19 protein-coding genes are annotated in these 21955 nt (G+C 57.7%); 9 read left to right on the top strand and 10 right to left on the bottom strand.

Features of this window, described 5'->3' with window-relative positions; all coding sequences use genetic code 11:
* Positions 1-95 precede the first annotated feature (95 nt).
* The 8 genes from ACTF58_RS04495 to ACTF58_RS04460 form a co-directional block, all read right to left on the bottom strand.
* On the bottom strand, positions 96-530 hold the full coding sequence (locus ACTF58_RS04495) for an EF-hand domain-containing protein (protein ID WP_438990773.1): 435 nt from the start codon (positions 528-530) through the stop codon (positions 96-98).
* Between the two features lie 61 nt (positions 531-591).
* Positions 592-927, bottom strand: coding sequence for a carboxymuconolactone decarboxylase family protein (locus ACTF58_RS04490; protein WP_438990772.1), 336 nt, complete (start codon positions 925-927; stop codon positions 592-594).
* A 66-nt stretch (positions 928-993) separates the two neighbouring features.
* Positions 994-1653 carry a DUF938 domain-containing protein gene (locus ACTF58_RS04485; protein WP_438990771.1) on the bottom strand — a complete coding sequence of 220 codons (660 nt, stop codon included), beginning with the start codon at positions 1651-1653 and terminating at the stop codon, positions 994-996.
* Positions 1650-2729, bottom strand: coding sequence for an NAD(P)/FAD-dependent oxidoreductase (locus ACTF58_RS04480; RefSeq protein WP_438990770.1), 1080 nt, complete (start codon positions 2727-2729; stop codon positions 1650-1652). The genes ACTF58_RS04485 and ACTF58_RS04480 overlap by 4 nt, the downstream gene beginning before the upstream one ends.
* A 96-nt stretch (positions 2730-2825) precedes the next feature.
* The gene (locus ACTF58_RS04475; RefSeq protein ID WP_438990769.1) at positions 2826-3899 is read right to left on the bottom strand and encodes a BMP family ABC transporter substrate-binding protein; all 1074 of its coding nucleotides are present in this window, start codon (positions 3897-3899) and stop codon (positions 2826-2828) included.
* A gap of 44 nt (positions 3900-3943) precedes the next feature.
* Positions 3944-4864, bottom strand: a complete 921-nt coding sequence (locus ACTF58_RS04470; protein ID WP_438990768.1) for an ABC transporter permease — start codon at positions 4862-4864, stop codon at positions 3944-3946.
* On the bottom strand, positions 4864-5946 hold the full coding sequence (locus tag ACTF58_RS04465) for an ABC transporter permease (protein WP_438990767.1): 1083 nt from the start codon (positions 5944-5946) through the stop codon (positions 4864-4866). The genes ACTF58_RS04470 and ACTF58_RS04465 overlap by 1 nt, the downstream gene beginning before the upstream one ends.
* A complete protein-coding gene (locus ACTF58_RS04460) occupies positions 5939-7456 on the bottom strand; it encodes an ABC transporter ATP-binding protein (protein WP_438990766.1) in 1518 nt (505 codons plus the stop codon). Before ACTF58_RS04460 ends, ACTF58_RS04465 begins: the two co-directional genes overlap by 8 nt.
* A gap of 420 nt (positions 7457-7876) precedes the next feature.
* Here ACTF58_RS04460 and dnaE point away from each other — a divergent pair, with 420 nt between their 5' ends.
* Complete coding sequence (gene dnaE / locus ACTF58_RS04455; RefSeq protein WP_438990765.1) at positions 7877-11380, top strand: DNA polymerase III subunit alpha; 3504 nt, start codon at positions 7877-7879, stop codon at positions 11378-11380.
* Between the two features lie 98 nt (positions 11381-11478).
* Positions 11479-12438 (top strand): hypothetical protein, encoded by a 960-nt coding sequence (locus ACTF58_RS04450; RefSeq protein WP_438990764.1) that lies wholly within the window; start codon positions 11479-11481, stop codon positions 12436-12438.
* Positions 12439-12464: 26 nt separating this feature from the next.
* On the opposite strand, the gene ACTF58_RS04445 is transcribed toward ACTF58_RS04450, so the two are convergent.
* Positions 12465-12659: a SlyX family protein gene (locus ACTF58_RS04445; RefSeq protein ID WP_438990763.1), complete on the bottom strand. Its 195-nt coding sequence runs from the start codon at positions 12657-12659 to the stop codon at positions 12465-12467.
* A 93-nt stretch (positions 12660-12752) separates the two neighbouring features.
* On the opposite strand from ACTF58_RS04445, the gene ACTF58_RS04440 reads away from it, so the two are divergent.
* From ACTF58_RS04440 to hisG, 4 genes are all read left to right on the top strand, one after another.
* Entirely contained in the window at positions 12753-13070 is a 318-nt protein-coding gene (locus ACTF58_RS04440; RefSeq protein ID WP_438990762.1) for a hypothetical protein, read from the top strand.
* Positions 13071-13152: 82 nt separating this feature from the next.
* Positions 13153-14637 carry a histidine--tRNA ligase gene (hisS, locus tag ACTF58_RS04435; protein WP_438990761.1) on the top strand — a complete coding sequence of 495 codons (1485 nt, stop codon included), beginning with the start codon at positions 13153-13155 and terminating at the stop codon, positions 14635-14637.
* A gap of 2 nt (positions 14638-14639) precedes the next feature.
* Positions 14640-15728: an ATP phosphoribosyltransferase regulatory subunit gene (locus tag ACTF58_RS04430; protein ID WP_438990760.1), complete on the top strand. Its 1089-nt coding sequence runs from the start codon at positions 14640-14642 to the stop codon at positions 15726-15728.
* Positions 15725-16417 (top strand): ATP phosphoribosyltransferase, encoded by a 693-nt coding sequence (gene hisG, locus ACTF58_RS04425; protein ID WP_438990759.1) that lies wholly within the window; start codon positions 15725-15727, stop codon positions 16415-16417. The genes ACTF58_RS04430 and hisG overlap by 4 nt, the downstream gene beginning before the upstream one ends.
* 46 nt (positions 16418-16463) lie before the next feature.
* Here the strand turns inward: hisG and ACTF58_RS04420 are convergent, their stop codons facing one another.
* The gene (locus ACTF58_RS04420) at positions 16464-16895 is read right to left on the bottom strand and encodes a DUF1489 family protein (RefSeq protein WP_438990758.1); all 432 of its coding nucleotides are present in this window, start codon (positions 16893-16895) and stop codon (positions 16464-16466) included.
* A gap of 170 nt (positions 16896-17065) precedes the next feature.
* Between ACTF58_RS04420 and ACTF58_RS04415 the strand changes: the two genes are divergently transcribed.
* The 3 genes from ACTF58_RS04415 (at position 17066) to ACTF58_RS04405 (ending at position 21763) form a co-directional block, all read left to right on the top strand.
* The gene (locus ACTF58_RS04415) at positions 17066-19354 is read left to right on the top strand and encodes an adenosylcobalamin-dependent ribonucleoside-diphosphate reductase (protein WP_438990757.1); all 2289 of its coding nucleotides are present in this window, start codon (positions 17066-17068) and stop codon (positions 19352-19354) included.
* 614 nt (positions 19355-19968) lie between these two features.
* Positions 19969-20847, top strand: coding sequence for a LysR family transcriptional regulator (locus ACTF58_RS04410; RefSeq protein WP_438990756.1), 879 nt, complete (start codon positions 19969-19971; stop codon positions 20845-20847).
* Positions 20848-20938: 91 nt separating this feature from the next.
* A complete protein-coding gene (locus ACTF58_RS04405; RefSeq protein ID WP_438990911.1) occupies positions 20939-21763 on the top strand; it encodes a putative hydro-lyase in 825 nt (274 codons plus the stop codon).
* Positions 21764-21955: the final 192 nt, after the last annotated feature.

Raw genomic sequence — 21955 nt, 5'->3', positions numbered from 1 at the left:
AATGGCAACACGCAAAAAAGAGGCGTGTTGCCAAGGGCGGGACGTATTGGTTTTGGATCAACTGTGGGGCTCCGCAGGTTCGCCTGCTCGGCGTATCAACGCTTTGCGAAGTCGTCTTTTGTGACCACGCCATCGCTGTTTTTGTCAATTTGAGCGAACCAGTCTGGAACCGAGGCTTTGAACTCTGCGCGACTCACCGTACCGTTGCTGTTTTGATCGGTGAACTCCCGCGCCATTCCATTGGCGGGATTGTTCTGGCCTTTGCCAGCCCCCATTCCGGTCTCTTTCATGTCGTTGGCGCGGGCTTCGTCGAATTGATCGTATTCTTCGGTGTTCAAGATATCGTCACTGTCGGCATCAAAGGCATTGAACACATCTTCGCGGCGCTCTGTGGCCTCATCAAGGGTGACAATGGCGTCGCCATTGGTGTCCCAGTTTTCGATAAAATGTGCGCCAGGGTTGCCGTGGCCACTTGCGAAGGCTGTGCTTGCGCTCAAAAGAATGGCGGCTGTGGTGAGGAAAGATTTCATAGTATGTCCAATTGTTGTGTCTGAGCGTCAAACGCAGCCCCGCCAGGTTTCCGTCGCCGATTTAGCCCGCGAGCTCATCAAAGCACTCAAGCGCTTTGGCGGCATACATCATGGCTGGTCCGCCCCCCATTTGGATGGACATGGCGAGGACGTCGCTCACTTCGTCGCGGCTCGCGCCCGATTTGATCAGTGTTTCGACATGGAGGGCGATACAGGCATCGCATTGTTTGACGACCGCTATGCCGAGCGCAACGAATTCTTTTGTTTTGAAGTCGAGTGTTCCACCCTCTTTCACAGCCTTTCCCAAAGCGCCGAAGGCGCGGGTGGTGTCGGGAATTGTTTTGTTCAATCCGCGCAGCTGCTCACGTGTGCTGTCAAGTTTGGCTTGCCACGTCATAGTGTGATCCTTTGATGAATTTCCCCAAGGAAGACCACGGCTATGCTGCGTCAGCTTTGACCTAGATCAGAAAGGCCTTCGCGCGACGAAGGAAATATTGTTGGAGGGCATTTCGAGCACTTGAACAAGATCCATGCCTGAGGATTGGATCCAGTCGATGACATCCCAGTCGCTTTTATAGCCAACTTCGGGGTCTTCTGATTGAAGCTTGGCATGAAACTCTGCGTCGGCTTCGGAGGTGGCTGTTCCGTCGCGCAGGAAGGGGCCATAAATGTGCAGCACCCCTTGCGGTGCCAAAGCTTTTCCAGCCTCCGAGAGGAGTGTTCTGGCTTCGACCTCGCTGATCAGGTGGAGTAGGTTGGAGACGGTGATCAGGCTTTGAGCCGGATGCTCAAGGCTCCAGCCGGCGCGGGTGGCATTGAGGGAGACGGCTGGGAGAATATTGCTCTGACCTGACTGGGCCGCCCAAGCATTGACGCTGAGAAGGCGGGCGCTGTCGACATCGGTAGGCTGCCAGAGAAGCTGCGGGATACGCCCAGCCAGAACGGCAACGTGCTGCCCTGTGCCGCTTGCGATTTCGAGGGCCTTGCCTGTTTTGGGCGCATGATGGGCAAGGACATCGGCAATCGGCCCAATGTTGCGTGCTGCTGAGGGGGCGAAAAGGCGGTTGCTCCCATCCTTTTCTGCAAAGCCTGAAACAGACAAAAGATCGCGTGGAGCACTCATGAGCAAAACCTTTCGGGGCTGAGGGCGGTGCGGGTTTGGGCGTCCAGCTCAGAGGCGCGCCCGAGGATAAGATCGGCGGCAAGCTGGCTTGCAGCGGGGGCCGTTTGGAAGCCATACCCACCTTGACCTGCGTGCCAGAAGAAATCTGGGACATCGGTGTGAAACCCTATGGTCAGCGCGCGATCGGGAGAGAAGGTGCGCAAGCCCGCCCAATTGGCTTCGATCCGAGTGACGGGCTCGGTGACCAGTTCTTCGTAGCGGGCAAGGCCTTCGGCGAGAACCATATCGTCGGCCCAGGCGTCCATGGGCGGCATCGGGTCTTCCTCGGCGGGAGAGACGATCAGGGAGCCGGCATCTGGCTTGGCATACCAGCTTTCCCCAACGCCGAAAAACATCGGCCAGCTTGAAACATTATGCCCGCCCGGGGCAGGAATACGCGCCATCGAGCGGCGCAGGGGCGTGAAGCCTAGGGGATCAAGCCCTGCCAGCTTTGCGATCTCATCGACCCATGCGCCAGACGCATTGACAATGAGCTTTGCTTGATAGCTGTCGGAGGGCGTTTCAAGGACCCATCCCGCACCGTTGCGCACAATAGATTTCACGGGAGCGCCAAGCACGATCTCGCCGCCATGGGAGCGCAGCTCTCGCGCAAAATCCTGCACCATGCGGTCCGTATCAATGTCCCATGCGGCCGCATGATAAGAGGCGTGAGCGAGTTTTTCGGGGTTGAGAATTGGCAGCATTTTCCGCGCTTCCGTGGGGCTGATGACTTCAAGGCCCAGTGTTTTACTGTCGTGTTGGAAGGCGTCAAATTCGTCAACGCGCGCCGCAATCATGAGGCCGCGTGGGCTGAGATATCCGCCATGAGCGGTATGAAAATACTCACTGCTGGCTTTGCTGAGCGCGACAGTCGATGGCAGGCCATAGTTGCTTTCATAGAGGGCAGCGGAGCGGCCAGACGCGTGGTAGGAGAGAGCCGTTTCGGCCTCAAGCAGAAGCACTTTGGCGTGAGGGGCGAGCCGTGCGGCGACTGATGTGCCTGCGATTCCGCCGCCTATGACGATGATGTCGTGCATTCTATGTGCTCCTGTTCTCGCGTGTTTCTGGCACAAGCTGGCGCACAAAAAAAGCCCCGCTGTGAGGCGGGGCTTTCTAAGTGTAAGTGTTGAGGCTTACTGAGGAATGTCGCCTTCGATGCCTTCTACATAGAAGCTCATGCCTGCGAGTGTTCCGTCGTCAGCTGTTTCGCCGTCTGCGAGCCAAACTGAACCGTCCTGTTTGTTGATCGGGCCAGTGAACGCGTGGTAGCTGCCGTCTGCGAGAGCGGCTTTGAGAGCAAGCGCTTCGGCTTTTACATCTGCGGGCACTTTATCGGTGATTTCACCGATGCCAACCATGCCAGCGCCGATGCCGTCCCATGTGCTCATGGTTTCCCATGTTCCGTCCATCACGGCTCTTGTGCGCGCGATGTAGTAGGGCGCCCAATCGTCGATGATGGAGGATACGCGTGGACCGTCTTTGAACTCGGCCATGTCAGACGCCTGACCAAAGCCAACAACATTGCCAGCGGCTGCAGCGGCTGCAAGAGGGGCTGTTGAGTCGGTGTGTTGCAGGATCACGTCTGCGCCTTGTTCGATCAGAACTTTGGCAGCATCAGCTTCTTTGGCGGGGTCAAACCATGTGTAGGCCCAAACAATTTTGAACTCGACATCAGGGTTTACTTTGCGGGCGTGGATGAAGGCGGAGTTGATGCCGCGAATCACTTCTGGGATCGGGAAAGAGCCGATATAGCCGATGATGTTGCTTTCGGTCATGTTGCCCGCAATATGGCCCTGAATGGCGCGGCCTTCATAAAAGCGCGCTGAATATACAGAGACGTTTTCGGCTGTTTTGTAGCCTGTGGCGTGTTCAAATTTCACGTTGGGGAATTTTTTGGCAACGTTGATTGTTGGGTCCATGTAGCCAAAAGAGGTTGTGAAAATCAGATCGGCGCCTTGCAGGGCCATCTGTGTCATCACGCGCTCGGAGTCAGCGCCTTCAGGAACGCTTTCAACAAAAACAGTTTCGACTTTGTCGCCGAACTCGGCTTCGACCGCGAGGCGGCCTTTGTCATGCTCATAGGTCCAGCCGCCGTCGCCGACGGGGCCAACATAGACAAAACCGACTTTGGTTTTGTCATCAGCAAAGGCGCTTGTGGCCATGCCGAGCGCCACGGCAGCTGTGGCGAGAAGGTGATTGAGTTTCATAGTCTGTGGTCTCCCAGGTTGGATTCTGTGGTTAACTTAAAGCATTAGCTCGAGGCGTGGAAGATGCGACCGAGCGAAGCCGGTGCGCGAGATTTGTCGGCTGACATGATGACAAGCACAAGGATTGTTATGATGTAAGGCGACATTGTTAGGTATTCGACAGGTATTGCGACACCTGCTGCCTGTAAATTAAGCTGTAACACGTTTATTCCGCCGAAAAGCCAAGCTCCGAGTAAAACGCGCCATGGCTTCCAGCTTGCGAAGACAACAAGTGCGAGGGCGATCCAGCCGGCCCCCGCTGTCATGCCTTCGGTCCATTGTGGCACGCGCACAAGGCTGATGTAGGCACCGCCAAGGCCCGCGCAAGCACCGCCAAACATGATGGCAAGAACGCGGATGCGTACGACTTTATAGCCAAGCGCGTGAGCGGCGTCGTGATTCTCGCCGACAGCGCGCAGTACAAGGCCAACGCGGGTGTATTTGAGTGTGGCCCAGACCGCTGCAACAAGAGCAATGCCGAGATAGACGATGGCATCGTGGCTGAAGAGAACTGTGCCCAGGAACGGAATGTCCGAGAGCAGGGGGATATCAAGCTGGGGTGTGGAGGGCGGCTTGAGGCCGACATAATCCTGCCCCAAGAGAGAGGAGAGGCCGAGGCCAAAGAGCGTCAGGGCGAGGCCCGACGCGACCTGATTGGCCAAGGCGTATTGCGTCAGCAGGGCAAAGAGAAAGGACAAGGCCGCGCCGCCCGTGGCCGCAAACAGAAAGCCCAAGGCTGGTGAGCCGGTGACGATTGTCGCCATGAAGCCACAGATGGCCCCTGTGATCATCATGCCTTCGACCCCAAGGTTGAGAACGCCTGCGCGCTCCACGACGAGCTCGCCTATGCCTGCGAGCAAGATGGGCGTGGCGGCGACAAGGAGAGACGCAAGGAGAAGCGCGGGATTGATTGCAGACAGGTCCATTACACAGCCTCCTTCTTCACGCGTTTGATACGATAGTTTGTCAGCAGATCAGCCGCCAGAAGGAAGAAAAGCAGCATCCCCTGAAAAAGCTGGATTGCTGCTGCGGGCAGGCCCAATGTGAGCTGTGCAAGTTCTCCGCCAATATATGTTAGCGCCATGAGTAACCCTGCAAAGAGGATACCAACGGGGTGCAACCGGCCCAGAAAGGCGACGATAATCGCGGTAAACCCGTAGCCCGAATTGAAATCAATGCTGATCTGGCCCGCAGGCCCCGAGACTTCAAACAGCCCAGCCATGCCCGCCAGAGCGCCTGATGTGCCAAGGCAAAACAAGATCACACGGGTTGGATTGACCGAGGCGAACTTTGCGGCGCGCGGGGCCTCGCCTGTGAGGCGGATAGAAAAGCCAAGCATATGGCGATTGAGCAAGACATAGGCAAATATCACAGCGATAAAGGCCATAGCGACGCCCCAGTGCATCCCTGTGTTTGGGATAAGCTCTCCGTTGAAAGCGGTTTCATAGTCTTTGAAGTTGCGTGATCCGGGAAAGCCATGGCCGTCAGGGTTTCGTAATAAACCCAGGGACATAGCGGCAAGAAGCTTTTCGGCCACATAAACCAGCATGAGCGACACAAGGATTTCATTGGTCTGGAACTTCACTTTCAGAAGCGCGGGGATCATGGCCCAAGCCCAGCCGCCAAGCGCGCCTGAGAGGACCATCAGGGGGAAAATATACCAAGCTTCCATAGGATAAAACGCGAGGCCTACGCCTGCGCCACATATGGCTCCGACGATATACTGACCCTCTGCGCCGATGTTCCAGATGCCTGCGCGAAAGCCAAGAGAGAGGCCAATGGCGATCAGGATAAGGGGGCCACCTTTGACAAGAAGATCAGGGCGGGAGAACGACGCAAACTCTCCAAAGAGCGGGTCCCAGAAAATCGTCCGGATGGCTTCAAACGGGTTTTTACCAAGGGCCATGAACAAAAGGCCGCCAGCGACCATGGTTGCCAATATGGCAAGAAGGGGGGTGAGATATGCAAAAGATTGCGACGCCTGCGGGCGCTTTTCGAGCTTAAACATGGGCCACCTCCATTCCGTGTGCGCCACCCATCATGAGGCCGATTTCGTCGATTGTCAGGCCTTGGGTCGGGCGGGTTTCTGAAAGGCGGCCCTCGTTGAGGGCGGCAAAATTATCGGCGACTTCCATCAATTCGTCGAGGTCTTGACTGATCACAATGATGGCTGTGCCGCCAGCTGCGAGATCAAGCAGGGCTTGGCGAATGCTGGCTGCGGCGGAGGCATCAACGCCCCATGTGGGCTGGTTGACGACAAGCACATCCGGCTCTTGTAAGACCTCGCGGCCAATGACAAATTTCTGCAAATTGCCGCCAGACAGCGAGCGCGCAGCATTGTCAGGCCCGGGCGTGCGCACATCAAATTTCTCGATGATTTCCTCAGCAAAACTGCGGGCTTGGGCCCATTTGAGAAAGCCTTTTTGGGATAGTTCACGGCGTGTGTTGCCTGTGAGGAGGGCGTTTTCTGTGAGGCTCATGTTGGGGGCGGCGGCGTGGCCGAGGCGCTCTTCGGGGGCTGTGAGCAAGCCGCGCTGACGGCGGGCGTTGGGCGGGAGCTGGCCGACGGGCTCGCCTTTGAGCTTGACTGCGTCATGGGCGGTGCGCATTTCGCCCGAGAGAGCGAGCAGCAACTCGTCCTGCCCGTTGCCGGCCACGCCGCCAATTCCAAGCACTTCTCCTGAGCGCAGGCGCAAGTGAATGTTGCGCAAAGGCGTGCCGAAAGGGCTGGGCGAGGGCATGGAAAGTCCTGTGATATCAAGGACTACATCGCCCAGCGTTGCGCCTGCGCTTTTGGGGGTCTGAAGCTCGGTGCCGACCATGAGCTCGGCCATGTCGCGGGCGCTGGTTTGGGCGGGGATGCAGGTTCCGACATTTTTGCCAAGACGCAGGATTGTGGCGGCGTCACAAAGCGCGCGGATTTCTTCGAGTTTGTGGGAAATATAGAGGATCGCAACGCCCTCGGCGGTGAGCTTGCGCAGGGTCTTAAACAGGATCTCGACCTCTTGCGGGGTGAGCACAGAAGTCGGCTCGTCCATGATCAGAAGCTTGGGATCTTGCAGCAAACAGCGAATGATTTCAACGCGTTGGCGTTCGCCTGCGGAGAGGTCTCCGACGGTTTTGTAAGGGTCGAGCGGGAGGCCGTAATCCTCAGACACGGTGCGGATTTTCTCCGCGAGATCGCGCAGGGCGGGCGGGTGCTCCATACCTAAGGCTATGTTTTCAGACACATTTAACGCATCAAACAGGGAAAAGTGTTGAAAGACCATCGCCACGCCTGCGGCGCGCGCGGCGCGCGGTTCGGGCGGAGCGAAGGGCGCGCCGTTCATCAACATTGTGCCGCTGTCGGGCTTCACGAGGCCATAGATCATCTTGACGAGCGTTGACTTGCCAGCGCCATTTTCTCCAAGCAAAGCATGGACTTCGCCGGTTTTTATCTCAAAGGAAACAGTGTCGTTTGCCACGACGCCGGGGTAGGCCTTGGTGAGGCCCTCTATCTTTAGCAATGTCCCTGTCACGCAGTTTTCCTTTCCGGGTTGCCCCATCGGATGCGCTTTATTTGTTGCGGATCATCAAATGCTGAAAGCCTGTTTCATGCAAGATTCGAATGACCCTTGTCTTGGTAATCTCTTTCAATGATTTGGCGAAAGTGGAAAAGTTAATTCGTTAATTCGGGAGAAATAACAGGGGGTGATATGTGTGCACAACCCGTGCACCCCCCGTGCACCGCCTGTTTGTTAACTTTTGGGCCGAAAATTGGTTAACGCAGCGGGCGTTGCCCGCATTTTGAGCAACCAAGCTGAGGGGCAGCCCCCCCAGACCACAGTTAAACTGGGGGGCCAGCCCCCCAGACCCCCCGGGATATTTCTGGAAAGAGGATGCAAGGGGGGGCACTCTTGTTGCTTTTCAGTCTGGCGCTGGGGGGCTAGGTTGCGCTCATGAGCAATACACCCCGATTCATTCATCTGCGCGTCCACACCGAATACTCTCTTCTGGAGGGGGCGGTGCGGCTGAAGAAGCTGCCGCAGCTTTGTGCGGATATGGGTATGCCTGCCGTGGCGGTGACGGACACGAACAATATGTTCTGTGCGCTTGAGTTTTCCGAAGCGGCCAAGGGCGCGGGGCTTCAGCCGATCATCGGCTGTCAGGTTGATTTGGGTTATCACAAGCTTGAGCCGGGGGAGCGGCCACGCCCGCCTGCGCCGATTGTTTTGCTCGCCCAGAGCGAGGCGGGCTATGAGCATCTGATGAAGCTCAACTCCTGTCTCTATATCGACAACGGCGGCGAGCTGCCGCAAGTCTCGCTGGCGGAGCTGCGCGAAAACGCGGGCGATCTGATCTGCTTGACGGGCGGGCCAGACGGCCCCGTGGGGCGGCTTTTGCGCGCGGGGCAGGGGCCAGCGGCGCAGGCATTGATGGAGGCGCTGGCAGATATTTTTGGCGACAGGCTTTATGTGGAGCTTCAGCGCCACCCCGCCGAGGACGGAAGCACGCCCGAGGCCGAGCGTCTGACCGAACGCGGCTTTGTCGAGATGGCTTATGCTATGAACCTGCCGCTTGTGGCGACCAATGACGTCTATTTTCCCAAGTCCAGTATGTATGAGGCGCATGATGCGCTGATTTGTATCGCGGATGGCGTTTATGTGGACCAGCAGGAGGACCGCCGCCGCCTGACGGCGCAGCATTATATGAAGTCGCCCCGCGAGATGGCTGTCTTGTTTGCCGACTTGCCAGAGGCGCTTGAGAACACCGTCGAGATTGCCAAGCGCTGTGCTTTTAAGGCCTATAAGCGTGATCCGATCCTGCCGAAATTTGCTGATGACGAAGTTGTGGAGCTGCGCCGCCAAGCGAACGCGGGCCTCAAGGCGCGGCTGGCTGTTATTCCTCACGCTGTGTCTGTTGAGGATTATCAGGCGCGGCTTGATTTCGAGCTTGATATTATTGAGGGCATGGGCTTTCCGGGCTACTTTCTGATCGTTGCCGATTTTATCAAATGGGCCAAGGACAATGGCATCCCTGTCGGGCCTGGCCGTGGCTCGGGGGCGGGCTCGCTTGTGGCCTATGCGCTGACGGTGACGGACCTTGACCCTTTGCGGTATTCGCTTCTGTTTGAGCGGTTCTTGAACCCCGAGCGGGTCAGTATGCCTGACTTTGACATCGACTTTTGCATGGACCGGCGCGAAGAAGTGATCCGCTATGTGCAGGAGAAATATGGCCGCGACAAAGTGGGCCAGATCATTACCTTTGGTGCGCTGCTCTCCAAGGCCGCTGTGCGCGACATTGGCCGCGTGTTGCAGATGCCTTATGGGCAGGTCGACCGACTGAGCAAAATGATCCCTGTGGAGGGGGTGAAGCCTGTCAGCATCGAGAAGGCTTTGGCAGAAGAGCCGCGGCTGCGCGAGGAGGCGAAGAACGAGGAAGTTGTCGCGCGCTTGCTTGACTATGGCCAGCAGGTTGAAGGCCTCTTGCGCAATGCCTCGACCCACGCCGCTGGCGTTGTGATTGGCGACAGACCTTTGGACGCGCTTGTGCCGCTCTATCAAGACCCGCGCTCTGATATGCCTGCGACGCAGTTTAATATGAAGTGGGTCGAGCAGGCGGGGCTTGTGAAGTTTGACTTCTTGGGCCTCAAGACTCTCACGGTTATTCAGAACGCTGTGGACCTGATCCACGCCGAGGGGCGCGATTTGCACCAAGGCGCGGATGGCACCGAGCTTTATGAGCCGCCAGCGGGGGCGGAGAACGATATTGGCGCGATCCCGCTGGATGACGCCAAATCATACGAGCTCTATGCGCGGGCCAAGACTGTGGCTGTGTTTCAGGTGGAAAGCTCGGGGATGATGGATGCGCTCAAGCGCATGAAGCCGACCTGTATCGAGGACATTGTGGCGCTTGTGGCGCTTTACCGCCCCGGCCCGATGGAGAATATTCCGACCTATTGTGAAGTGAAGAACGGGCTTAAGGAGCGCGAGTCTGTGCACCCCTCGATTGACTATATCCTTGAGGAAACGCAGGGGATTATTGTTTATCAAGAACAGGTTATGCAGATTGCTCAGGTGATGGCGGGCTACTCGCTTGGCGGCGCTGATTTGTTGCGCCGTGCGATGGGTAAAAAAATCGCTGAAGAGATGGCCAAGGAGCGCCCCAAGTTTGAAAAGGGGGCGATGGAGAATGGTGTCGACAAGAAAAAGGCCTCCGAGGTCTTTGACTTGCTCGAAAAATTCGCCAACTACGGTTTTAACAAAAGCCACGCGGCGGCTTATGCTGTGGTTAGCTATCAGACGGCTTGGCTGAAGGCGAACCACGCTGTCGAGTTTATGGCGGGGGTTATGAACTGTGATATCCACCTCACAGATAAGCTGGCTGTCTATTTTGAAGAAGTGCGCAAGGGGCTTGAGCTGAAGTGGGCGCCGCCCTGTGTGAACCGCTCTGGCGCGACATTTACGGTTAAGGACCAAGTGCTGCATTATGCGCTGGGGGGCTTGAAGAACGTCGGTGTCGAGGCGATGAAACTGATCGTTGAAGCGCGCGGCGATGCGGCTTTTGTGACGCTGTTTGACTTTGCGCGGCGGGTGGATCTCAAGCGCGTGGGTAAGCGGCCGCTAGAGATGCTGGCGCGGGCGGGGGCGTTTGATGTGCTTGATCGCAACCGGCGGCGTGTGTTTGACAGCCTTGAGGGTTTGATGGCCTATTCGGCGGCTGTGATGGAGCAGAAGACCTCTAATCAGGTGAGCCTGTTTGGCGAGGCGGGCGATGATCTGCCCGAGCCGCGGCTCAGCCCCGTGCAGGACTGGTTGCCAGCGGAGCGGCTGGGCGAGGAGTTTAAGGCTGTCGGGTTTTACCTCTCGGGGCATCCGCTCGATGACTATATGGCGCCGCTCAAGCGCAAGCAGGTGATCACGCTGGAAGAGGTTGAGGCGCGCGCGCAGGGCGGGCCGTTTCTGGCCAAGATGGCGGGGGTTATTGCGGGGCGTCAGGAGCGCAAATCGGCAAGGGGGAACCGCTTTGCTTTTGTGCAGCTATCGGACGTGAGCGGGGCCTATGAGGTCACTGTGTTCAGCGACACGCTGGAAAAGGCGCGCGAGTATCTTGAAGTGGGCGCGAAAGTTGTTGTGACCTGCGAGGCGACGCTGGAGAGCGACCAGCTCAAGCTTTTGGCGCGCAGCTTTGCGCCGATTGATGCTGTGGTGGCGGATGCGGGCGCGAGCGGGCTTAAAATCTTTGTGGAAGATCAGGGCGCGATCAGCGCGGTGGCCGAAGTGCTGGCGAATGCGGCCAAGGCGGCGCAGGGCGCGAGCAAGGGGCCGCTGCATTTCTGTCTGATGGACCCGAGCTTGCCGGGCGAAGTGGAGCTGACGGCGGGGCGCGACTTTCCGATTTCGCCGCAGATCAAGGGCGCGATCAAGAGCTTGTCGGGGGTTGTCGAAGTTCAGGATATTTGAGGCCAGCGGGAAACCGCGGGATATTTACCAAGACTTATCCGTGCTGGACCGATGGTTACCAAATGGTTAAGACGCGTGAAAAGAAGAAGGTAGGCTTCATGACGCGTTGGCTTTTGTGTTTGTTTTTTGGTGCTGTGACGGCTGGCTGCTCTGATCCTTTGAGCAAGATGACGCGGCTTGCGGATGTGGAGCTTCAGGACACGACAGAAGCCGCCTCTGCTGTGGCTTTGCCCACGGCGGCAGAGGACAATCGCCCGCTTTTTGAACGCCTTTTGAGCGGGCCGGAAGACCCTGTTGCCAACGCGGTTGAAGAGGCTGTGCAGGGCCTTGAGGACGCAGAGGACCTCGCGCTCTCTGAGGCGCGAGAGGCTGCTTTGCCTGTGCAAGAAGAGGCCGAGCCACGCGCGCTGCTTGGCTTTCTGAGGCCAAAATCAGACAAAAAACCGCGCCGAGAGGATGTTGCACCTGTCGCGCCTGACGCTGAGGTTCTTGAGGCGTCTTTCACGCCTGAGACTGAGACTGAGGCGCGCAAGCCGCGCTTGGGGGGCGGGCTGTTTGGCCGTAAGAAAGCCGATGTGCTGACAGGACCAGATGCGCAAGAGATTGCACCAGGAACACCGCTGGCCTTTGGCGAGATTGCGCGGGTTTGCGCCTTGCCTAAGGGCGAGATGGGCCGCCAAGTCGAGACGGCGGGAAAATACCGCCTTTATGACAGCGCCGTTGGCAGCACAGAGGCGCGCCCCTTTTACATCACAGGGTTTGACGACGGCTGCCCCCGCCAAGTGACGGGCGCGCTAGCACTTTTTGCGAGCGCTGAAAGCCACGAAAGAATGCGCTATGGCGCGCCATTTAAAGGCCAGCCCTATTCGCAGACTGACAAGGCCTATGAGGCTGCCAAAAAAGACATCTGCGGCGTAGGCAAAGGCAAACCCTGTGGCGCGAAGATGGGCCAGCTGGAAAAAACCACGGCGTTTATCACGGTCTATGACCGTTTTGTCGACGCGCGGAGCTGGCACAACGTGCTCTTGCACGACGGCGCTGTGATGGCGATGGAGTGAGGCGGGCTTAACGCTTGCTGGACATCTCAATAATGCGGGGGGCGTTCGTCGCCGCCGAAGATGTGGCCGCCTTCGGAGCGGTTGCGGCTGGCTTCTGCGTCGAGCAGGATTTGCACCTGCCGTGTGAGCAGGGCGATCTCTGTGTCTTGGCGCGCGATCACTGAGGAAAGCTCGTCTGTTGTGCGCTCAAGATGCGCGATTTTTTCTTCAAGAGAGTCCATGGTGTTTCTTTAGCGGGTTTCTGATCTGCATCATAGCCCTGCTTTCAGGGCGCTGAAAGACTTGGGCTATTGAATTGGTTTGGAGGTATTGAGATGCGTAAATTTATGATCGCTTTATTGGGGGCCAGTGTCTTGGCGGGCGCGGCTGAGGCCTATGACGGGGAGCAATTTGTTGTCTGCAAGCTTAACCCGCAGGGCGACAACTTTCTGGCGTTGCGGAGGTGTGGCTCTTCCAGTTGCACTATGATCCGCAAGCTTGGGCCTGAGACCTTTGTTGTGACGCTGGAACCAGACGCCACCAAGGGCTGGCGTGAGGTGATTGTGCAGGAGCACGCGCAGGACTGGTCTTATGAGGGTGTCAAAGGCTGGGTTTATGAGAAATATATATGCCGCGTTGATTTGAGCGAGTGAGGCAGGCTTCTTGCTCCTTGGGGCGTGATCCTTTAGAGCCTGCTCACAAGAATTTTGACCGTTTCAGGCAAGGATACTCCCGATGGCCAAGGAAAAGAAAGCCCCGCGCCCCAAGGCACAGACGCCCAAGGGCTTCCGCGACTATTTTGGCGAGGATGTGAGCCAGCGCGCAGAGATGCTGCGCGTGATCACAGGGGTATATCACCACTACGGGTTTGACGCCTTGGAGAGCGCTGCTGTCGAGACCGTTGAGGCGCTGGGCAAGTTCCTGCCCGATGTGGACCGGCCCAATGAGGGCGTGTTTGCGTGGCAGGAGTTTGACGAGGACGACAAGGGAGACTGGCTTGCGCTGCGCTATGACCTGACAGCGCCTTTGGCGCGGGTTTATGCGCAGCACCGCAACGAGCTTCCGACGCCTTACCGCCGCTATGCCATGGGCCCTGTCTGGCGCAACGAAAAGCCGGGGCCGGGGCGCTACCGCCAGTTTTATCAGTGTGATGCGGATACGGTGGGCACGGCCTCTGTGGCGGCGGATGCGGAGATCTGCGCGATGTTGAGTGATACGCTGGAGAAGGTCGGTATTGCACGCGGCGATTATATTGTGCGGGTGAACAACCGTAAGGTTCTGAACGGGGTGCTTGAGGCGATGGGTGTGTCCGACGCGGGCCAGCAAGCTGACGTTTTGCGCACCATCGACAAGTTTGACAAAGTCGGCGAGGCGGGTGTGCGCCAGCTTCTGGGCAAGGGGCGTTTGGACGCCTCTGGCGCTTATATTGATGGCGTGGGCCTTGCGGATGCACAGGCCGAGCCGGTTGTGCAATTCCTTATCGCCAAGGGCGCGAGCAACGCCGAGACGCTTGAAAACCTGCGCGGCGCTGTTGGCGAGAGCGCGATTGGCGCGGAAGGGATTGGCGAGCTGGCCGAGATTGCTGCGCTTCTGGAGGCGCAGGGCTATGGCGCGGACCGTATCGTTATTGACCCCTCTGTTGTGCGCGGCCTTGGCTACTATACTGGGCCTGTTTACGAGGCCGAGCTGACCTTTGAAATTCTGGATGAAAAGGGCCGCAAGCGGCAGTTTGGCTCTGTTGCGGGCGGCGGGCGCTATGACGATTTGGTCAAACGCTTCACGGGCCAAGCTGTGCCTGCCACGGGTGTTTCGATTGGGGTGGACCGCTTGCTTGCGGCGCTGCGCGAGAAGGGGCGGATCGGCGGCAAGGCGGCGGGGCCTGTTGTTGTGACGGTCATGGATAAGGCGCGGATGGCGGAGTATCAGGGCATGGTCGCGGAACTGCGGCAGGCTGGCATTAGGGCCGAGGTGTATCTTGGCAACCCCAAGAGCTTTGGCAACCAGCTCAAATATGCGGACAAGCGCGAAAGCCCTGTGGCGATCATTGCGGGCTCGGACGAGGCGGAGCGCGGTGTGGTGCAGATCAAAGATCTGATTTTGGGCGCGAAAATTGCTGAAAATGCCACCCATGAGGAATGGAAAGAGCGGCCCAGCCAGTTTGAAGTGCCACGGGCCGAGCTTGTGAGCAAGGTGCGCGAAATTCTCGATGGGCAGGACTGACTATGTCTGAAGGACTGGCGAAACGGGCCGAGGCGGCACGGGTGCGGGCCATGTTTGAAGCGGCGGGGGCTTTGCCTGTGGAGGCGGCTGTGCTTCAGCCTGCCGAGCTGCTGCTTGACCTTTACGGCGAAGACATCCGCGCGCGGGCCTATGTCACCTCGGACGCTTTGCGCGGCGAGCAGATGTTGCGGCCTGATTTTACTGTGCCTGTGGTGCAGATGCATATGCAGCACGGGGCGGAGCCGGCGCGCTATACCTATTCGGGCGAAGTGTTTCGGCGTCAGGAAGACGACGGCAACCGCGCCAATGAATATCTTCAGGTCGGCTATGAAATCTTTGAGCGCGCGGCACCTCATGAGGCGGATGCGGAAGTTTTCGCGCTGATCTCCTCGGTCTTGCGCGGCTTGCCTGTGCGCGCGGCGACGGGGGATATCGGGATATTGATGGCGGCGGTTGACGGGCTGAACACAACCGAGCGCAGGAAGGCCGCGCTGCGCCGTCATATCTGGCGGCCACGGCGGTTTCGCGCTTTGATGGAGCGCTTTTCGGGGCGGGCAGATGTGCCTGCCAGCCGAGTGGCTTTGCTGGCGGCGGAAGATGCTTTTGCCGAGGCTGGCCCCGCGATCGGGCTGCGCTCGCGACGGGAAGTGGAGGCGCGGATCGCGGCTTTGCGCGAGGATGAGGCGGCGGGGCCGCTCTCGGAGGGGGATGTCGCGCTGATGGAGGCCATTCTGGCTGTGCAGGAGACGCTGCCCAATGCGGTTGAGCAACTGAGCGATATTGCTGTGGATATGCCTGCGATTGCGGCGGCGGTCGAGGGGCTGGCCAAGCGCACCCGCGCGCTTGCGGCGCGTGGGGTTGATGTGGCGCAGCTTTCGTTTGAGGCCAGTTATGGCCGCGCGTCGATGGAGTATTATGACGGGTTTGTCTTTGGCTTTTATGCCGAGGCGCGGGCCGATCTGCCGCCTGTGGCGAGTGGCGGGCGCTATGATGCGCTCACCCGCCAGCTCGGGCAGGGGGGCGAGATCCCTGCTGTGGGGGGCGTTGTGCGCCCCGGCCTGATGCTGGGCCTGAAGGAGGGCAGCTTATGAGCCTCAAGCTGGGCGTGCCGTCAAAAGGGCGGTTGATGGAAAAGACGTTTGACTGGTTTGCCGAGCGCGGCGTGCGCCTTGCGCTGGCGGGGGGCGAGCGGGAATATGCGGGCCGTGTGGACGGAATCGACGGGGTCGAGCTTGTGCTTCTTTCGGCGGGAGAAATTCCGCGCGAGCTGGCGGCGGGGCGGATACACCTTGGGGTGACGGGAACCGACCTGATCCGCGAAAAACTCGGCCAATGGGAGCAGCGGGTCGAGGCGCTGGCGGAGCTTGGTTTTGGTCATGCGGATCTGATCATTGCGGTGCCGCAGGCCTGGGTGGATGTGGACACGATGGATGACCTTGACGCGGCTGCGGCGGCGTTTCGGGCCGAGCACGGCTTTCGCCTCAGGATTGCCACCAAATATCACCGTCTGGTGCGCGACTATCTGCGCGACTGTGGTGTGGCGGATTACCAGCTTGTTGACAGTCAGGGCGCGACCGAAGGCACTGTGAAAAACGAGACGGCGGAGGCTGTTGCCGATATTACCTCGACAGGCGATACGCTGCGCGCCAACCATCTGAAAATCTTGAGCGACGGGCTTATCCTGCGCAGCTCGGCCACGCTTTATCGGGCGCGCAATGCGCAGATGACGGAAGAGGCGCGGGCTGCGCTGGCCGCGCTTCAGGAGCGTCTTTCGCTTTGAGAGCGGCCCTGCGGGGCGGATATTTAAGGCAAAAAGAAAGCCGCGTTTACAAGATGCCGATATCGGCCAGAGCGCCGGCCAGCTCGGGCGGGAGGGCGTCATCGTTTTCGCGACCTGCGGCAAGGTCTATCGGCGCATCCTCGGGCTTTAAGTAGCGCCAGCCTTGAAAGGGACGCTTGAGCGCGGGGGCGGTCCGTATGATCTCTGGATCAAGGATAAAGGCGCAGCGGCGGATCCCGTCGCCGCCGATCACCTCTTCAAAGCCGCGCACGCGTTGGCGGGCCTGAATGGAGCCTTTGATCACCCAGTAGACGCTGCCCCCAGCGAGAATCTCGTCCTCACGTTTGGGCCACATACGGGTGATGTGAAAGGGCAGCCCCTCGGGGTGCGCCGCGGCGCGGCTTTTTTGCCAGGAAAGCAGGGAGTCGACAGACTCTGTTCCGACACTGAGCTTCACAATATGTATTATGTTCTTCATAAAGTAACTCTATATATGGTAGTGTGTCGGGGTAAACCTGATTCTTCCACTCACGTTATTTCTTGCAGGGGCGTGTTTGGGGTTTGACCCGCCTTTGTGCGATGCGTAGTTTAACATCCTTGCCACATCTGATCACACGATGAAATCACACAAGACCTGGGGACTATTGAATGAGCCGTTTTTCTGCGCCGATCGCCGAGCAAATCTGGGATATGAAGTATCGCTTCAAGGAGGCGGACGGAACGCCGCTTGACCGCACGGTGGAAGATACATGGCGCCGTATTGCCCGTTCTTTGGCCCAAGTGGAAGACGATAAGGCGCATTGGGAAGATGTGTTTTATGCCGCGCTTGAGGACTTCAAGTTCCTGCCCGCAGGCCGGATCACGGCAGGGGCGGGCACGGAGCGCTCTGTGACGCTGTTCAACTGCTTTGTGATGGGCACTGTGCCGGACAGCATGGGCGGGATTTTTGATATGCTCAAAGAGGCCGCGCTGACGATGCAGCAGGGCGGCGGCATTGGCTATGACTTCTCCACCATCCGCCCCAAGGGCGCGGATGTGCTCGGGGTTGCGGCGGACGCATCGGGGCCTTTGAGCTTTATGGATGTGTGGGATGCGATGTGCCGCACGATCATGTCTGCGGGCTCGCGCCGCGGCGCTATGATGGCGACAATGCGCTGTGATCACCCTGATATCGAGGCGTTCATCACCGCAAAATCTGACGCCGCACGCTTGCGTATGTTTAATATGTCGGTGCTGGTCACCGACCCGTTTATGGACGCGGTCAAGGCGGGCAAGAGCTGGGACCTCACGTTTAACGGCAAGGTCTATCACACGCTTGAGGCCCGCGATCTTTGGAACAAGATTATGAAGGCGACTTATGATTACGCCGAGCCGGGTGTTATTTTTATCGACCGTATCAACCAGATGAACAACCTCAACTATTGCGAGACGATTGCCGCGACGAACCCTTGCGGCGAGCAGCCTTTGCCGCCCTATGGCGCGTGTTTGCTTGGCTCGATCAACCTTGCAAAGCTTGTGGCGACGCCGTTTGAAGAGGGGGCCGAGCTTGATGTGAGCGAGCTTGAGGCGCTCGTCGCGGCGGCTGTGCGGATGATGGACAATGTGGTGGATGCCTCGAACTTCCCGCTTGAGGCGCAGCGCCAAGAGGCACAGGCGAAGCGGCGGATCGGCCTTGGTGTGACGGGCTTGGCGGATGCTTTGCTTATGGTCGGGCTTGAGTATGGCACGGACGAAGCGGCTGCGCAGACAGAAGCTTGGCTGCACGCGGTGGCGCGCGCCTCATATCGTGCGTCTGTGGCGCTGGCGAAAGAGAAGGGTGCTTTCCCGCTGTTTGACGCGGAGAAATATCTCGCCAGTGGTGCGATGCAGCAGATGGACGCCGATGTGCGCGCCGAGATTGCCGAGCATGGCATTCGCAACGCTCTGCTCACCTCTATCGCGCCGACCGGCACGATCAGCCTCTATGCGGGCAATGTCAGCTCGGGGATCGAGCCTGTGTTTGCCTATGCTTACAAGCGCAAAGTCTTGCAAAAAGACGGCTCGCGCACGGAAGAAGAAGTTGTTGATTATGCGGTTGCGCTTTGGCGTGAGAAGTTTGGTGACAAGGCTTTGCCCGAGTATTTTGTCAACGCGCAGACACTGGCGCCGAGCGCCCATGTGAAGATGCAGGCGGCGGCGCAGAAGTGGATTGATAGCTCGATCTCCAAGACGATCAACTGCCCCGAAGATATCGACTTTGACGCTTTTAAAGACGTTTATATGCAGGCTTGGGACACGGGCTGTAAGGGCTGCACGACCTATCGCCCCAATGATGTCACGGGGTCTGTTTTGTCTGTGAGTGAGGGGGAGGGGAACGCGCCCGAAGTCGTCGCCAATACAGACGCCGAGCCGCAGCACCCGCATGGCGATGTGATCTATATGGCCGAGCCGCTGGAGCGGCCCAAGGAGCTGGAAGGCGCGACCTATAAGCTGCGCTGGCCCGACAGCGAGCACGCGATTTACCTCACTGTGAATGATGTGGTGATTGGCGGACATCGCCGGCCCTTTGAAGTCTTTATCAACTCCAAGAACATGGAGCATTTTGCCTGGACCGTGGCGCTGACGCGGATGATCTCGGCGGTGTTCCGTCGCGGGGGCGATGTGAGCTTTGTTGTGGAAGAGCTGAAGGCCGTGTTTGACCCGCGCGGCGGCGCGTGGATGGGCGGCAAGTATATCCCGTCGATCTTGGCGGCGATTGGCGGCGTGATCGAAAAGCACATGATCTCGATTGGCTTTATCGAAGGCGAAGGGATGGGCCTCAAGCAAGACCCGACCTCTTCTGTTGTCGGGCTTGACGCCCCGCGCGGCAAAAGCTGCCCGAGCTGCGGCCAGTTTGATATGCGCATGGTGGAGGGCTGCATGACTTGCGCGAGCTGTGGTCATAGCAAATGTGGCTGAAGACGCTGTTGGGGTGATATCGTCACCACCATATAATGACTATTTCACAACTTAAGGCTGCCATTTTACAAACAAATAGCGGCCATTGGAGCTGAGACGAAAGACTACTGGCAATAGAGATTGTCAGTAGTTTCATTTTATAACAGTGACTTAAGGGGTGTTGGTGGCATTCGACCGCATCGTGGGCGATCACCGCCGCTCTCAGAGGAATAGAAATCTAACGCCATCTGTTCTGATGTTTGAATATATCCACTCAACGACTGGCCGTTGAATCTTTTGCCCAAAGCGATTTGGAATTTCACTGAAGGGTCGAGATGTGGAAGATAGTTGGTGTGGGTACCGGTCCAAAGCCGACCTCCACCATGTGCTTCGATGCTGCGGCGCAGCCCGTCATTGCGGACTTTCGCGCATATTGCAGCATTTTGTTGGTTGAAGCTTCGGTCAAAGGGCCGACATTACTGACGTCCTGGTCAATGCCCCTCACTACCAGTGTGATTGGGACAATATTTCCGAGGTCTTAGAGGCTGATCCTCCACATTCCATGCCTGATACCTCTGGTCTTGCTGTGCGATTTATAGATTTGCGGCCCGAATGATATAATCTATGGATGCGATATGACATTTGATCAGATCAAGACTTTCCTCTGGGTGGCGCGTCTGGGTGGCTTTCGCAAAGCCGCTGAACGGCTCAACCTTTCGCAACCTGCCATCTCAACCCGAATTGCGAATCTTGAGCAAGAACTGCGTGTACCCCTTTTTGAGCGTGGTCCGGGTGAACTCGTCCTGACAAAGCACGGTACGCTTCTGCTCTCCTATGCCGAGCAAATGTTGTTTGTTGAAGAAGAAATAAAGCTGCGCGTTGCCAACCCGTCTGAAACAGAGGGCCTGTTTCGCGTTGGAGCTTCCGAGACCATCGCACAGTCATGGCTGCCAGATTTCCTGAAAGCCTTCAGTGAGCAGTATCCGCGCGTCAATGTTGATCTGACAGTCGACATTTCCCTCAACTTGCGGGCAGAGCTTCTTGAAAGAAAACTCGACCTTGCACTGTTGATGGGGCCTGTATCAGAGTTTTCTGTTGAAAACGTCGCCCTGCCATCGTTCGACTTGCACTGGTATCGTTCGACCACAAACCAGCAGACTGATCTGAGCAAAATTCCGGTTATTTCGTATTCAAGCAAGACCAGACCATACCGCGAACTGATGTCCGAACTCTCACGGCGGATTGGGCCAAAGGTACGGGTCTATGCGTCTGCATCCTTGTCAGCCAGTTTGAAGATGATTGCGGCGGGAATCGCAGTTGGGCCCTACCCCCGAGCCCTTGCCAATGATTTTCTCGAAGCCGGAAAAATCGTAGAGTTCGATCCAGGATTTCGCCCGCAGCCTTTGTCGTTCACCGCATCGTATATGTCAGAGCCACGCAGCTTTCTTATTGAAAACAGTGCGCAAATCGCCCGCAACGTTGCCGATATATGGGAGCGGACCCAACCGAGGTGAATTCAATAAATCTATCAATACTGATATAAATTGATAATTTGATTGAGCGATAGCACCGTGTGATGCTGTTCAAGCAGCAGGGGAGTTTCGCATAGTGCCAAGTTCAGTCTCACACTCCGACCTGATTGCCTGTTCCGCAGGCGAAGTCAGATCGGCTATTCGCAGTGGATCATATGACGGTCATACGGCAGGACTTGCATCTGGTACACTTCAATGCAATCTGGCCATCCTTCCAGAAAAATACGCCTTGGATTTTCTTCGGTTTTGCCAACGCAATCCCAAGCCGTGCCCTATCGTGGGTTTAGGTGACAGCGGCGATCCAACGCTGCCAACTTTGGGCCGTGACATTGATATTCGCAGTGATGTCTCGAAATATCGCGTGTTTCGCAATGGCACGCTAAGTGATGAAGTGACTGACATCAGCGATGTATGGGAAGATAACTTTGTTACCGTAGCCCTTGGTTGTTCTTTCACGTTCGAGAATGCACTGCTGCGCAATGACATTCCGGTCCGGCACGTAGAAAAGGGCCTGAACGTTCCAATGTTCCGGTCCAACATCGACCTTGTTCCAGCGGGGCGATTTGCTGGCCAGATGGTCGTAACCATGCGACCTATCCCTGCCGCACAGGTCGACCAAGCCCGCGAAATCAGCCGCCGCTACCCGCAGGCCCATGGGGCCCCAATTGCCATTGGTGACCCTGCCCAAATTGGCATCCCTGATCTGGGACAACCCGATTGGGGTGACGCCGTTGAAATAAGACCCGGCGAAGTGCCCGTCTATTGGGCCTGCGGTGTGACCCCACAAAACGTTCTTCTAGATGCGGGCCTACCGATCTGCATCACTCATTCGCCGGGTCACATGCTGATCGCCGATGTGGCCGAAGACGCTGAAACAACAATCCTAACAAAAACCTAAAGAAATCCAACATGGAGATAAGTCAAATGAAACAAACACTTGCAATTCTAGCCGCGACCACCGCTCTGGCCGCTCCGGCCTTTGCCGAAGACCTGTCCGTCGTAGGCAGCTGGTCCTGAGCCTCCCCCTTTGAATTGGTCCGTCCCTATAGTTAGGAAAACGGAGAATCGAAGATGGGAATTACGAGACCGA

The sequence above is a fragment of the Lentibacter sp. genome, from assembly GCF_965657785.1.
GTDB lineage: Bacteria > Pseudomonadota > Alphaproteobacteria > Rhodobacterales > Rhodobacteraceae > Lentibacter.
This window is presented reverse-complemented; position numbering and strand designations above follow the sequence as displayed.